A 13,424-nucleotide genomic window follows, 5' to 3' on the forward strand; every position below is an offset into this window, starting at 1 on the left:
CTTGAATAAGTTTCACCTTTGACATTATATTGGTTTAATTGGTAAAATATAAAATAGATAAGTTGTTTAATAAAATGTAATTTAAGAAGGGGTGGGATCTTTATGGCAAGTGACAAGTCAGAAAAAATACTTATTTGTAAGAATTGTATAGATATGTTGATTTCGGGATTAAAAAATATAAAAATAAGTACTAAAGAAAAATTTACAAGAAAAGAAGCGGAGAGAATATTAAATTTTTTACAAGAAGAACTTAATAGAAATAATGTTTCTCTCAAGGAGAGAATACTTGAAAAAATGAAGGAAACCAAAAGTACGGATCCAAGTATGAATGCTAACTTATATATATTATATCGTAATTTAGACAGTGGACAAATAAGTGAGCAACAAGCATTGGAATTGTTTAGAATGTATGTGAAAATAGGACCTTATGACAGAACTATATAATATGAATAATTGATGTGTATTAAAGTTTTTTCTAAAGCATTTTATAGTAAACTTCGATAATAAAGTCAGGGATATGTTTATTTTAGAAATATAAGGCAGCTCTTATACAGGATATTAATGCAAATACGAGGAGTGGTATTTTTATGAGAATAAGCTATAATATGCCGGCCTTGACTATGAATTTACTTCAAAGTCAAGCTTTAAACAGACAAAGTGGAGATTCACTTAGAATATCCAGCGGCTATAAATTAAACAGTGCCAAAGATAATCCCAGTGCAATGGTACAAAGTCAGAATATAAAATTACAGATAGGCGGGCTCCAATCTGCAGCCAGGAATGTTCAAGATGGTGTGAGTATGCTGCAGACTGCAGAAGGTGGACTTCAGGAAATTACCAGCATGATTCAGAGAATAAGACAGCTTACACTGCAGGCTGGAAGTGGAACAACTACTGAATCGGATAGAAATGTAATACAGAATGAAATAGATCAGATGTTGGATGGAATAAGTACTATGGCAGATCAGACAGAATTCAACGGACTAAAACTATTAGGCCAGGTAAGTCCGGACAAAACTTTAAGTATGCCCATAGGAGCCAATGCAGGGGAAAGTGCTGATATACCACAGCTTGATTTGACCAATGGTGCCCATAGTGCAATTTCGGATTTATATTCCATTAAGAGTGGAAATGGAAAAGATATATTGAACGGAAATACAGATGATGCATTAGATGCAATAGATAAAACCCTAAACAAGATTGTTTCATTTAGAAGCAAATATGGTGCACTGGAAAATAGATTTGAAACCAATTATTACAATATACAGGATTTAACCAATCAAATGGCTGATGCGGACAGTAATTTAAGTGATGCTGACATTGCAGAGGAAATAACTAATTATTCAAAAGAAAATATAATTGTACAGGCATCTAATGCTATGATTGCTCAGGCCAATAAACTTCCTCAAGATGTACTGAAGATATTGGAAAATGTGTGAGTATAATTTTTTATAACAAGGTACTGTTTAAAAGTAGAATATATTCTATTTTTAAACAGTACCTTGTTATTTTTTGGTGAAGATAAGATAAAACAAATTTTCATATAAAATAACATAAAAGTAGTAGAAAATAAAGAAATATAGAATAGTATACTATGATGTATAATATTAGATGTATAATATTAAGGATAAAAAGGAGAAATATTCTAAATATTCCTGCGAAGGTTGTATTATACTATCGTAAATTTTGATAATTAATAAAAATTTATATTAATTAGAAAAAATTTCATATAATTATAGCATTAACGTATAATTTTGTGATAATATAGGTATGTTAAAAAATAATTTTTAATTAAAAATAAAATAAGATTAAATAAATTTTCTTTGAGAAAATTTACCAATAGATTTAAGAATAAATAAATAGAAAGGAGAAAAGGGCAAATTGAACATATCTCAGTTACCAAATGATGAATTGGTATACAATTTATTACAGAAAGGTCTGGATGCATCCCAGGCAAGAAGCAGTGCCACGGCTGATAATATAGCTAATATAAATACTGAGGGATATAAGAGGAAATATGTCACTTTTGAGGAATCCTTAAAAAAAAGTATGGATGATTTAGAACTTAAAACAGATAATGAAAAACATATGGAAATAGGCAGTGATTATGGCTCAGTGGATATGAAAACGGATAATAGCACCAGCGTGAGGGAAGATGGAAACAATGTGGACATTGATAATGAAATGGTGAATCAGTCAGCTAATGCTCTCATGTACAATGCGCTTGTAACCCAGATAAACAGTAGATTGTCTATGAAACAATATGTAATAGATGGGAAATAGGGGGATGGATTATGATTCAAGCTTTTAATACTTTGAGGATAAGTTCCAGCGGTCTTTCAGCAGAAAGGCTCAGAATGGATACTATAGCCTCTAATATGGCTAATGCAGAAACTACAAGAGGGGCTGATGGACAGCCATATAGAAGAAAAGTTGCGGTATTTCAGGAAAACCTGAATAATGAGATAAATAAAAATGGACAATATGAACAAGTGCCCATGGGTGTGAAGGCTGTAGGTGTGGTTGAAGATCCTTCTCCATTTAAAAGGGTATATGATCCTACTAATCCGGATGCAGATGCAGATGGATATGTGTCCATGCCTAATGTAAACATATTAAATGAAATGTCAGACATGATGGTGGCTACCAGGTCTTATGAAGCAAATGTAAGTGCCATTGACGCAGAAAAAAGCATGTTTTCAAAAGCCCTGGAAATAGGTAAATAAAGGGAGGAACAATAGGCATGAGGATAAATGAATATGTACCTGACAGCAGCATATTTGATTTTGATAAATCTGTACAGGGAAGTAATGTAAGCGGCAGCAATATAATTGGCAATAATCTAGATAATACTATATCGGATGATGACAAGATAAATAGTAATACAGATCAAAGCAGCAATAACATATCTGATTTTGCATCCATGCTGAAAAATAAGCTGGATGAAGTAAACAGCCAGCAGGTACAGGCAGACAACAGCACTGAAGGACTTATAGAAGGTGATAGAACAGATATACATAATGTTATGCTGGATACAGAACAGGCTAAGATGTCGCTGGAACTGGCAGTACAAATTAGGAATAAACTTGTAGATGCATATCAGGAATTGAATAGAACACAGTTATAGAAGGAGTGCTAATTTATGGGTAAGCTATCACGACTTTTTAAAAATTTAATAAGTAAATGGAAAGAATTGAGCAAAAATAAAAAGATAGCTTTTGGAGTTATAGCTGTAGGAATTGTGGCAGCAATTGTATTTGGGGGAGTATCTCTGGGAAAGAAAAAATATGCAGTCCTTTTTTCCAATATGAACGATACCGATTCAGCAGCAGTGTATAAAAAACTTCAAGCTGATAAAGTAGATGTTAAAGTACAGGGAAATTCAATTCTGGTACCTAAAGATGAAGTGGATAGCGATAGGATGAAAGTGCTTTCAGAAGTGCAGTTGACCAATGGAAGCCAGGGATTTGAATTATTTGATAAAAGCAATCTGGGCACTACGGATGCTGAAATTAAAATAAATTATCAGAGGGCACTCCAGGGAGAATTGGAAAGAACTATAAAGTCCCTTCCAGAGGTGGAAGATGCCAGAGTACATCTTGTACTTCCAGATGATACTGAATTTGTAAAAGACACTCAGCCGGGAAGTGCTTCTGTAACTTTAAAATTAAAGCCAGGACAGCAATTAAGCCAGGATCAGGTAAAGGCATTAGTGGCTCTTGTGTCCGGAGGTGTAAAAAATGTACCCAAAGAAAATATACAAGTTATAGATGACAAGATGAATCTGCTGTCCAAGGATTTATACCAAAATAAAGACGATACTGAAGATAGTACCGTACCTGCTGAAAAACAGCAGCAGCTTCAGCAGCAATATGAAAAAGATATGCAGCAGAGGCTTTTAAGTATGCTGGAGGCTGTATATGGTAAAGATAAAGTTCAGGTAAGGGTAAATGCTGATTTGGATTTTGATGCAGTGCAGCAGGATGCTACAACTTATGATCCTAAAAATGTGGTGGTAAGCGAGCATACGGTAAACAGTACAAATACTGGAGGTACGAATAATGCAGGCAGCAGTCCTGTGGACAATAATATGAGCAATACCACTGCTGATACCGGAAATAATGGAACTTCCACCAGCAATGAGGTTACAAGAAATTATGATGTATCTAAAGTAGAACAAAAAACTGTAAAGGCACCGGGAAGTGTAAAAAGGCTTACTACTTCCGTAGCATTGGATGGAAATGTGGATGATGCCACTATAACTTCTATAAGGAATCTTGCAGTTTCTGCTATAGGTTATGATGCCAATAGAGGAGATACTATAAGTGTAGAGGGTATACCTTTTGATACAACGGCTCAAGATAATGCAAAAAAAGACATGGATGCCATGCAAAAAGCAGAACAACAGGCACAGAGAAACAAGCTATTTGCCATTATAGGAGGCATTGCAGCAGCGGTAATTGCTGTTATAGTTGGAGTGATACTTTGGAGAAGAAAACATGGAGAAGATGAATTGTTTGATGATGAAATTGAGCCTCAGGATATAGATGAAGCTGTAGGTGACAGTACGCAGATTAAAGAAAAACCTAAATTTAATCCTGTAGAGTTTGAAACAGAAAATGAAGATACCCATATGGAAAATGAAATAAAGAAATATGCCAAAAATAAACCTGAGCAGGTTGCAGACATAATAAAATCATGGTTAGCAGAAGATGAGAGGTGATAAGAATGGCTAGAGACAATCAAAAATTAACCGGAGTGCAAAAAGCTGCCATATTATTTATAACTCTTGGGCCAGAAGCATCTGCCGGGATAATTAAAAAATTGCCGGAAGCTGAAATACAAAAGATAACTTATGAAATAGCCAATATCAGTTCGGTAAAATCGGATCAAAAAAAGGACATACTTCAGGAATTCATGCAGATGAATAAGGCAAAGGACTATTTACTGGAAGGCGGCATAGAGTATGCCCGAAATCTTTTGTCAAAGGCCCTTGGAACCCAAAGGGCTGTTGAAATACTGGATAAGGTTACAGAAGCAACCCAGCAGTTCAGACCATTTGCCATAGCCAGAAAGGCGGATGCCCATCAGCTTTTAAATATAATATCAGATGAGCATCCCCAGACCATAGCTCTTATACTTTGTTATCTTCAGCCAGATAAAGCTGGACAGATACTTTCAGCACTTCCTGAAAGTGTACAAGCTGAGGTGTCCTATAGAATTGCAACAATGAGCACTACTTCACATATGGTGGTGAAGGAAATAGAAAAAGTTCTTGATGATAAGCTGTCTTCTGTAGTGAAGTCTGACATGAAGGTAATTGGTGGTGTTCAGACCATCGTAGACATATTGAATCAAGTGGATAGAACTACTGAGAAAAATATTACAGAAGGATTGGAAAAAGAGGATGCTGAACTGGCAGAAAAAGTCAGGGAGTCTATGTTTGTATTTGAAGATATTGTTACATTGGATGATGTATCCATTCAAAGGGTTCTCAGAGAAGTGGATTCAAAAGATCTTTCCCTTGCACTTAAAGGATGTTCTGAGGAGGTTGCTGAGTCCATATTTAGGAATCAATCCAAGAGAGCTTCTTCAGCATTAAAGGAAGATATAGAATTCCTGGGACCGGTTAGACTTATGGATGTAGAAAAAGCTCAGCAGGGTATTGTAAATATTATAAGAAGACTGGATGAATCAGGAGAAATAGTTATGGCGAGAGGTGGAGAAGATGCGATCATCGTATAAAATCATAAAAGGTGACAGCATAAATGAAAGTGGCACCCAAAATATAGTCACGGCATTTAAAAAACATTCTCCTAAAAAAAACAAAGACAGCAGCAATTCATCTATGGGTGATTATGAAAATTTAATACAAACAATGATGGAAGGTGCTGCAAAAGAGAGGGAAAAGATACTTTCCAAAGCCAGTATTGAAGCTAGGGAAATTCAAGAAAAGGTATATAATAGTGCAAGCAAAAAAGGATATGAAGATGGAATAAAAAGCGGGCATGATGAAGGTTTTAAAAGGGCCTATGATGAGGGATATGTAAAGAATGTAGAAAAAGCCAAAATTGAAGGTGAGGATATAAAAAATAAGGCAGATGCTATTTTAAAAGCTTCTGTGGAGGAAAAAAACAGGTACCTTCTGGAAAAAGAAGATGAAATTAAAAAATTTATAATAGATGCCGTGGAAAATATTTTGAAACGGGAAATTAAAGATAAAAGTAGTTTGAACAATATGGTATTTAATGCACTTTCCCAGGTTAAAAATTCTAAAACCTTTATTATAAAGAGCAGAAAAAAGTATTGTGATGAGTTTAGGGAACAAGCTAACATATGGAAGGAACAGCTGCCTTTTAAGGGAGATATATTTATAATACCCGATGAAACTATAGAAGAAGGCAATGTGATTATAGAAAGAGATAACGGAAAAGTTATTTTATCCGTGGATATAGCTGTAAAAAAGTTAAAAGATATATTCAAGGACGTAAAATAATGGATTTCCCCGTTATAAAGGTGATAATTTGATGATAAATTTAAACTTTCAGGAGTTAAGCAGAAAAATAGGTGAGGCTAATTTTACCTATCAGGAGGGAACTGTCAAAAAAGTCATAGGACTTACTATAGAAGTTCAGGGAATAAAAGCTTTTATAGGAGAGGTATGTACTATATATAATGAAGAAAATCATAAAATTACCTGCGAGGCTGTTGGATTTAAAGAAGATGATGTTATACTGATGCCTCTGGGGGAACTTACTGGAATTTCTCCGGGATGCAGGGTGGTACCTGAAAGAAGACATTTAAATGTGGAATGTTCAGAAGAATTATTTGGAAAAGTTTTGGACGGCCTTGGCAATCCCCTTGAAGGAAAACCAATATGCGGCGGCAGCTTTTATGAATTGGATGCAGAGCCGCCGGATCCGTTGAAGAGAAGGAGAATCAGTCATGCCATTTCTACGGGTATACGAGCCATAGATGGTTTTTTAACCTGTGGAGAAGGACAGAGGATTGGCATATTTGCAGGAAGCGGGGTAGGAAAAAGTACAACTCTTGGCATGATTGCAAGATATGCGGAAGCAGATGTGAATGTAATAGCCCTTATAGGTGAAAGAGGAAGAGAAGTAAGGGATTTTATAGAAAAGGATCTGGGAAAAGACGGATTGAAAAAATCAATTATAGTATGTGCTACTTCTGACAAACCTGCGTTAGTCAGGTTAAAGGGAGCCTTTACAGCTACAGCTATTGCAGAATATTTTAGAGATAAAGGCAAAAAAGTCATACTTATGATGGATTCCGTTACCAGGTTTGCCATGGCCCAGAGAGAAATAGGACTTGCTGTTGGAGAGCCTCCGGCAACAAAAGGATATACTCCTTCTGTATTTGCAAAGCTTCCCAGACTTATGGAGAGAGCAGGAATGTCAGATAGGGGATCTATAACTGCTTTTTATACAGTTCTTGTAGACGGTGATGATTTGAATGAGCCCATTGCAGATGCAGTGAGGAGCATATTGGATGGTCATATAGTATTATCCAGGGCGCTGGCCAATAAAAATCACTATCCGGCTATAGATATATTGGCCAGCATAAGCAGGCTCATGCCTGAGGTAACTACGGAAGAACACAGAAAAAGTGCTTCTTTTGCAAGAGATATGTTATCTACCTATAGGAATTCAGAAGATTTAATAAATATAGGTGCTTATGTTGAGGGTAATAATAAAAATGTGGATATGGCTATAAAATATTATGACAATATAACTGAGTATCTGAAACAGAAAATGGATGAATATTCTACATTGCAAAACAGTGTGGATAGGCTTAAAAATATGTTTGATTAGAACAAGAGAGGAGAAGCCGATGAAATACAAGTTTAAATTACAGAAACTTTTGGATATGAGAATTCATAAAGAAGATGAAAGTAAGATAGAATTTCAAAAAGCCCAAAGTGAAAGGCTGGAGATAAAAGAGAAGCTTACCCAGTTAGAAGATAATTACAACAAGTATAAAAACAGGCCTCTTCCTGCATCTGCAATAGAACAGAAGATAACACATATTTACATAAATGCATTGGATTATAATATAAATGAAACTTCCAGGGCTTTAAATAAAAAAGAAAAAATTGTAGAAGAAAAAAGAGAAAAATTAAAACAAAGTCAAATTGACAGGAAAACTGTAGAGATATTAAAAGACAAAGGGTACGGAGCTTTTGTGAAAGAGCAGAACAGGATTGAACAGAAATTAAATGACGAATTTGCTCTTTATGGATTTATTAGAAATTTAGGTGCAAGATAATAATTTCATTATAGATTGTTATTTTGAAATACATATTATTGAAGGGAGGTGAAAATAGTTGGTAAATGTAAACTTTACACCATCAGTCAGCAATGCAGCCAATGTGAACAGCACCATATCCAGGAATTATGACACTAAGTCTCAGCTGGATAATTCCAATGATTTTGAAAATACTTTAAAAAAGTCTTCACAGGACATTACAAAGGCCTCTCAAATCCGGAATTCAGATGAAAATATATCTCAAAGTAAGGTGGCCGGCGGATCAATTAATGATAAAGTTCCTGCTGATGAGAAAAATGAAAATAAAAAGGAAAATTTAGATGAGAAGCTGAAAGAAGATTTAAAAAAGGCAGGATTTAGTGACGAGGATATAAAAAAGCTGGAGGCTAAGGTTTCAGAAGGAGATATAGATGAAAACAGCTTAATATATCTGCTTAATATACTGCTTCCTCATAAAGAAAATTTAAAAGGAACTGATGATGAACTTGTAGATAAAATAAGTGATGAAATAAGCGATAAAATAGGCGATAAAATAGGTAGTAAAATAAGCAGCCAGATTTTAAAGAATCTTCAATCCATAATGGCAGAAGAAAATACAGTACAGAACAAAAATCTGCCTGAGGAAAACATAGTGGATAAAATAGTAAAGAAAAATGCAGGTGAGTTCTCTGATGTTTTACAAAAGCTAGGAGTTAACCAGGAATTCAGTGAAAAATTGACTGAAAAACTCAGCAGCAGTATTTTGTCAAAGCTGTCCAATGGACAAGACTTACAACAGAGTGTATACAATAAGATTAAAAATGAGATAAATTCTGCACTGGCAGGGCAGATGAATTTAAATAATCAAGAAGGAAAGTCCAGTGTCAATTTATCCGGATTCAAGGTGCAGAATATAAATCAGGAAGGCCAGACAAATTTAATCAATACCCTAGTAGTTCCTCAGAATGAAGATATTTCTCAAAATGATTCCGGTAAATCTGGAGATAAGAACAGTGAAGCTTTTACCGGTAATGATGATAAAATATTAAAAAGGATAATGGAAGGCGGAACTGGGGATAAGATCTCCAAAGCTGCTAATTTCATGTCACAATTTACAAGTGTAAACACCGATAATACTGTAGAAAATCTAAAAAATCTGGTCATAAATCAGAATTCCTTGGACTCCGATGTAATAAAAACTTTAAAATACATGGATGTGAATAATATTAAGGAATTAACCGTAAAGGTAAATCCCAAGGAGTTAGGAGAGATCACCATAAATCTGGTGATGGAAGAAGGAAAGCTTAAAGCAGTGATTACAGCTTCCAACAAGGATGCCTACAATCTTTTGAATTCCAATTTGCAGGATTTGTCAAACAAGCTGCAGACAAATGACATAAAAGTCCAGAGTTTCTCATTGAATTTATACAATGAAGATGCTACTTTTTTTAGAGATGAAAGTAAAAAAGGACAGCAGCAGAATAGCAGCGGGCAAAATAAGGAGCTGTCTGTAGACAATATATCGGCAAAAGAAGAAGTAACTGAAGATGATTATTATTATGACAATAATGTAAACATATTGGCTTAACTTAAATTATACAGAAGGAGGCACACAATGCCAGTATCAATTGATAATGGAATAAATCAAAATTATAATTTATATAATCAGTCTAGTAAAGCTTTGGCAGCCAGCGCAGCGGCCAGTGATGAGTCCGGTGTTTCTAATGAAGATGATACAACAGGCTTTTCCAATTCAATTGTATCCTCCCAGGACCCCACCAGGACTACCAATGGTACCAAAATAGTAAGACAAGGGCAGGATATAGATGAAAACATGTTTCTGAAAATACTGTCTGCAGAACTTGCAAATCAGGATCCAACAGACAGCAGTTCCCAAAGTTCTACAGAATATATAAGTCAGCTGGCACAGTTTTCATCACTGCAGCAGATGGCAAATTTGAATAGTTCAAATAAGTTAAATACCGCCAATTCCCTTATAAATAAGTATGTCACTTTTAATGATTTGAATTCAGAGGGTAATTTATCTAATGGACAGGTAATTGGAGTAGTGAAAAATGGCGATGAAATAGATCTGAATGTAGTAGTGGGTAAAGACACTGACAGTGATGAAAATATTACTGATAAGACTCAGCTTTTTAATGTAGATGATGTATCAAGAGTTGATGATTTGGGAGATATATTTGATTCAACTACCAACAATATGATGTTATTAAATGCTACTTCTCTTATAGGCAAAAAAGTCGACATCAATGAAAAAGACGACAGTGGAAATAATTACAGCGGAGTTGTTCAATCTGTATCCAGGGGAACGGGCGGAGTAACTGTGACTATAAAAACAGAAGATGGACAAACTAAGAATTTTTATTTTGATGAAGTTCTGAATGTGGAAAATTCCTAAGAAATGAGTGTGATATCCATGGGATATAGGGTTATTAATGGCAAATTACACTTTGCTGAGGATTTGTCTCAAATATATAATGAAAAAAGCAACAGGACAAATGATACAAAAAATACTTCCGGGGAAATGTCTTTTAAAGATACCCTTAATAATGAAATAGATAAAACCAATGGTTTTATCATATCCAATCATGCGGCAGAAAGACTTAAAAACAGAAATATAAATTTAAATGAAGATGATATGAAAAATATAAATTCTGCCATAAACAGGGCTGGTGACAAGGGTTGCAGTGAGTCGGCACTGCTTTATAAAGATACAGTTTTTATTGCTTCTATAAAAAACAGGACTGTGATTACAGCTCTGGATAAGAATTCAGGAAATAAAAATGTATTTACAAATATAGACAGTATGGTAATAGTGTAAATGTAAAATCGGCTGGACCTTAGTGGAAGCCGTTCTCTGCGGAGCGAAGGAAACAGGGAAAACATGCTAAATAAACATATTAAATTTGAATTGGAGGGTTAAATATATGCTGCCATCATTGTATTCAGGTATTAGCGGACTTAGAGCTAATCAACAGAAATTAAATGTAATAGGAAACAATATAGCGAATTCATCTACCACGGGATTTAAATCCCAGAGTATGAATTTTCAGGATATGATAAGTCAGAATCTTTCAGATCCAAGTGCTCCCAGCAACAATATCGGCGGAGTTAATGGAAAACAGAGCGGACTTGGGGTGAAAGTAGCAGGAATAAGCACGGATTTCAGTACAGGAAGTATGCAGCCTACCACTAGAAATCTTGATTTTGCCATAGATGGTACAGGATATTTCGTAGTGGGAACAGGTGCAGTAGCAGGAAATACATCTGAGGATATTGGAAATACAATAACGGATAATGTACTGGAAGGAGGAAGTATTGACACTGGTTATACAAGAGATGGAGCTTTTTCACTTGATACCCAGGGAAATTTGCTTACGGCAGACGGGCATAGAGTTATGGGATATCAGGTAGGTGACGCCGTCATAAACTATGAGGCTGATCCCAGCAAACAAAACAGTATAGCATTTCAGGATGCCAATGCCGATGATATAGAAGTAAATGGAGACAGGTTGGTTCCACTGTCAATTCCAGATTATATAGACAAAGATGGTGTAAATGTAAAAGTAAAAGCTTTTTCCGTAGGATCAGACGGTTATATAACCGCACAGCTTGCGGACGATACTACGGCTGCATTGGGACAGATTGCCATGGTTTCTTTTCAAAATGAAGGAGGCCTCGTAAAGCAGGGAGGAAATCTTTATAGTGCATCGGCAAACTCGGGTCAGCCTGTGGTGAGAAGTCCAAGAGGAGTTGAGGCAGATCAGGATAACAGCGGCGGCTATGGAAAAATGGCACAGAACATGCTGGAGATGTCAAATGTGGATCTGGCACAGCAGTTTACGGACATGATAATAGCCAGCAGGGCCTTTCAGGCAAATGGTAAGATAATAACTACAGATGATGACATACTTCAGGATTTGATAAACTTGAAGAGATAACAATCAGCTGATTCTAAGGTTCAGGTGGAGTTTGACCATAAAGAATGCTTTTTCATCTGAACCTTATTAACAGATTAGTGTCTTTAGCGATTAAAATACCTTATCCTTTAGGGAAGAACTTATCAAGGGAGGCAGCAGTGCTTATATCCAATCTTAAAAAATTTGGGCATTGGCCGGGGGAAGCCATGGAATATAATTTATAGTATTCTTCTACAAAGATATACTTGTATGCTTTTAATATTTATGACAAATTATATATTGTTCCAAATAATTTTTATGGATTTTTATTGTATCTTATGTCCAATGATGCTAAAATTTATAAAAAGGTGGAGAAAGGTGTTTTACTGAAAATACTGTCTTGATTTTTAAGGAGGTTTCTATGATAAAACTTACAGGATTAAATGACAAAGAATTTGTTATAAATGCGGATCATATAGAAAAATTGACGGAAACTCCTCAAAGTGTCATTACTCTCACAAATGGAAACAAGTATATAGTACAGGAATCCAACGATGAGATAATAAGAAGAGTTATAGATTATAAAAGAAAAATATACAGGCCTGATTTTAAATAACGCTATCCTATATTTTTTACATAAATTTTGAAGGGAGAGAGCATGATGGAAAACAGAGCGGAAAAAAAGAGCGGAATAAATTTCAAAATAGTTTTAACAACTCTTCTGCTTTTGATTGCAATCAGTGCAGGAGCTTATTTTGGATACAACAAGTTTTTAAAAAACAGCAGTAAAAATTCAAGTACAGTTTCGCAAAACAGCAGTTTAGCCCAAACTCAGCAGGTATCAAATCAAGGAGACGGCAATGCAAGCTATCTGCAGCAGGTTGTTTCTGACTATACCTTTGATTTAAGTGATTTTACAGTGAATCTGGCAGATGAGGGTGGAAAAAACTATTTAAAAATCAGTGTGTTTCTTGGATATGATGATAAAAAATTATCTGCGGAGCTTACTGATAAAAAGCCCATAATAAGAGATGCTGTTATTGATATTTTGAGAACTAAAAAGGTATCTGATATAAACCCCAAATACATGGATAATATAAAAATGCAAATTATCCAGAAAATAAACCCCATGCTGGAAAAGGGAAAATTAAATAATGTATACTTTAATGATATATTAACTCAGTAAGAGTATATATAATGAAGTGATCTTATATAAATACCATTGGAAATGGAGAA

General features: G+C 35.0%; 16 protein-coding genes. All 16 read left to right on the forward strand.

Annotated features, from left to right (window positions below):
• Nucleotides 1-102: 102 nt before the first annotated feature.
• The 16 genes from ACYUJ6_RS05855 (at nt 103) to ACYUJ6_RS05930 (ending at nt 13,374) form a co-directional block, all read left to right on the forward strand.
• Nucleotides 103-444 carry a hypothetical protein gene (locus ACYUJ6_RS05855; protein WP_461844901.1) on the forward strand — a complete coding sequence of 114 codons (342 nt, stop codon included), beginning with the start codon at nt 103-105 and terminating at the stop codon, nt 442-444.
• A 143-nt stretch (nt 445-587) separates the two neighbouring features.
• The gene (locus ACYUJ6_RS05860) at nt 588-1,439 is read left to right on the forward strand and encodes a flagellin N-terminal helical domain-containing protein (RefSeq protein ID WP_461844902.1); all 852 of its coding nucleotides are present in this window, start codon (nt 588-590) and stop codon (nt 1,437-1,439) included.
• Between the two features lie 442 nt (nt 1,440-1,881).
• Nucleotides 1,882-2,283, forward strand: coding sequence for a flagellar basal body rod protein FlgB (gene flgB, locus ACYUJ6_RS05865; protein ID WP_461844903.1), 402 nt, complete (start codon nt 1,882-1,884; stop codon nt 2,281-2,283).
• Nucleotides 2,284-2,294: 11 nt separating this feature from the next.
• On the forward strand, nt 2,295-2,726 hold the full coding sequence (gene flgC / locus ACYUJ6_RS05870) for a flagellar basal body rod protein FlgC (protein ID WP_461844904.1): 432 nt from the start codon (nt 2,295-2,297) through the stop codon (nt 2,724-2,726).
• A 17-nt stretch (nt 2,727-2,743) separates the two neighbouring features.
• Entirely contained in the window at nt 2,744-3,127 is a 384-nt protein-coding gene (fliE, locus tag ACYUJ6_RS05875; RefSeq protein WP_461844905.1) for a flagellar hook-basal body complex protein FliE, read from the forward strand.
• Nucleotides 3,128-3,142: 15 nt separating this feature from the next.
• Nucleotides 3,143-4,723 (forward strand): flagellar basal-body MS-ring/collar protein FliF, encoded by a 1,581-nt coding sequence (gene fliF, locus ACYUJ6_RS05880; protein ID WP_461844906.1) that lies wholly within the window; start codon nt 3,143-3,145, stop codon nt 4,721-4,723.
• Nucleotides 4,724-4,728: 5 nt separating this feature from the next.
• Nucleotides 4,729-5,745: a flagellar motor switch protein FliG gene (fliG, locus tag ACYUJ6_RS05885; protein ID WP_461844907.1), complete on the forward strand. Its 1,017-nt coding sequence runs from the start codon at nt 4,729-4,731 to the stop codon at nt 5,743-5,745.
• Nucleotides 5,729-6,496: a FliH/SctL family protein gene (locus ACYUJ6_RS05890; protein ID WP_461844908.1), complete on the forward strand. Its 768-nt coding sequence runs from the start codon at nt 5,729-5,731 to the stop codon at nt 6,494-6,496. The genes fliG and ACYUJ6_RS05890 overlap by 17 nt, the downstream gene beginning before the upstream one ends.
• Nucleotides 6,497-6,527: 31 nt before the next feature.
• Entirely contained in the window at nt 6,528-7,835 is a 1,308-nt protein-coding gene (fliI, locus tag ACYUJ6_RS05895; RefSeq protein WP_461844909.1) for a flagellar protein export ATPase FliI, read from the forward strand.
• Between the two features lie 19 nt (nt 7,836-7,854).
• Entirely contained in the window at nt 7,855-8,289 is a 435-nt protein-coding gene (gene fliJ / locus ACYUJ6_RS05900; RefSeq protein WP_461844910.1) for a flagellar export protein FliJ, read from the forward strand.
• 58 nt (nt 8,290-8,347) lie between these two features.
• Nucleotides 8,348-9,856 carry a flagellar hook-length control protein FliK gene (locus tag ACYUJ6_RS05905; protein ID WP_461844911.1) on the forward strand — a complete coding sequence of 503 codons (1,509 nt, stop codon included), beginning with the start codon at nt 8,348-8,350 and terminating at the stop codon, nt 9,854-9,856.
• Between the two features lie 27 nt (nt 9,857-9,883).
• Entirely contained in the window at nt 9,884-10,687 is an 804-nt protein-coding gene (locus ACYUJ6_RS05910) for a flagellar hook capping FlgD N-terminal domain-containing protein (protein WP_461844912.1), read from the forward strand.
• Between the two features lie 18 nt (nt 10,688-10,705).
• Nucleotides 10,706-11,110, forward strand: coding sequence for a TIGR02530 family flagellar biosynthesis protein (locus tag ACYUJ6_RS05915; RefSeq protein WP_461844913.1), 405 nt, complete (start codon nt 10,706-10,708; stop codon nt 11,108-11,110).
• A gap of 106 nt (nt 11,111-11,216) precedes the next feature.
• Nucleotides 11,217-12,230 (forward strand): flagellar hook-basal body complex protein, encoded by a 1,014-nt coding sequence (locus tag ACYUJ6_RS05920; RefSeq protein WP_461844914.1) that lies wholly within the window; start codon nt 11,217-11,219, stop codon nt 12,228-12,230.
• Nucleotides 12,231-12,609: 379 nt separating this feature from the next.
• Nucleotides 12,610-12,804 (forward strand): flagellar FlbD family protein, encoded by a 195-nt coding sequence (locus ACYUJ6_RS05925; protein WP_461844915.1) that lies wholly within the window; start codon nt 12,610-12,612, stop codon nt 12,802-12,804.
• A 45-nt stretch (nt 12,805-12,849) separates the two neighbouring features.
• Nucleotides 12,850-13,374, forward strand: coding sequence for a flagellar basal body-associated FliL family protein (locus ACYUJ6_RS05930; protein WP_461844916.1), 525 nt, complete (start codon nt 12,850-12,852; stop codon nt 13,372-13,374).
• Nucleotides 13,375-13,424 lie beyond the last annotated feature (50 nt).

The sequence above is a fragment of the Clostridium sp. JNZ X4-2 genome (assembly GCF_054889485.1).

Bases quoted from the DNA above. Each gene is read 5' to 3' on its own strand.
- fliE (WP_461844905.1), top strand. From the start codon at position 2,744: ATGAGGATAAATGAATATGTACCTGACAGCAGCATATTTGATTTTGAT.
- ACYUJ6_RS05920 (WP_461844914.1), top strand. From the start codon at position 11,217: ATGCTGCCATCATTGTATTCAGGTATTAGCGGACTTAGAGCTAATCAA.
- ACYUJ6_RS05910 (WP_461844912.1), top strand. From the start codon at position 9,884: ATGCCAGTATCAATTGATAATGGAATAAATCAAAATTATAATTTATAT.
- ACYUJ6_RS05930 (WP_461844916.1), top strand. From the start codon at position 12,850: ATGGAAAACAGAGCGGAAAAAAAGAGCGGAATAAATTTCAAAATAGTT.
- ACYUJ6_RS05890 (WP_461844908.1), top strand. From the start codon at position 5,729: ATGCGATCATCGTATAAAATCATAAAAGGTGACAGCATAAATGAAAGT.
- fliI (WP_461844909.1), top strand. From the start codon at position 6,528: ATGATAAATTTAAACTTTCAGGAGTTAAGCAGAAAAATAGGTGAGGCT.
- ACYUJ6_RS05860 (WP_461844902.1), top strand. From the start codon at position 588: ATGAGAATAAGCTATAATATGCCGGCCTTGACTATGAATTTACTTCAA.
- fliF (WP_461844906.1), top strand. From the start codon at position 3,143: ATGGGTAAGCTATCACGACTTTTTAAAAATTTAATAAGTAAATGGAAA.
- fliG (WP_461844907.1), top strand. From the start codon at position 4,729: ATGGCTAGAGACAATCAAAAATTAACCGGAGTGCAAAAAGCTGCCATA.
- fliJ (WP_461844910.1), top strand. From the start codon at position 7,855: ATGAAATACAAGTTTAAATTACAGAAACTTTTGGATATGAGAATTCAT.
- ACYUJ6_RS05925 (WP_461844915.1), top strand. From the start codon at position 12,610: ATGATAAAACTTACAGGATTAAATGACAAAGAATTTGTTATAAATGCG.
- flgC (WP_461844904.1), top strand. From the start codon at position 2,295: ATGATTCAAGCTTTTAATACTTTGAGGATAAGTTCCAGCGGTCTTTCA.
- ACYUJ6_RS05855 (WP_461844901.1), top strand. From the start codon at position 103: ATGGCAAGTGACAAGTCAGAAAAAATACTTATTTGTAAGAATTGTATA.
- ACYUJ6_RS05915 (WP_461844913.1), top strand. From the start codon at position 10,706: ATGGGATATAGGGTTATTAATGGCAAATTACACTTTGCTGAGGATTTG.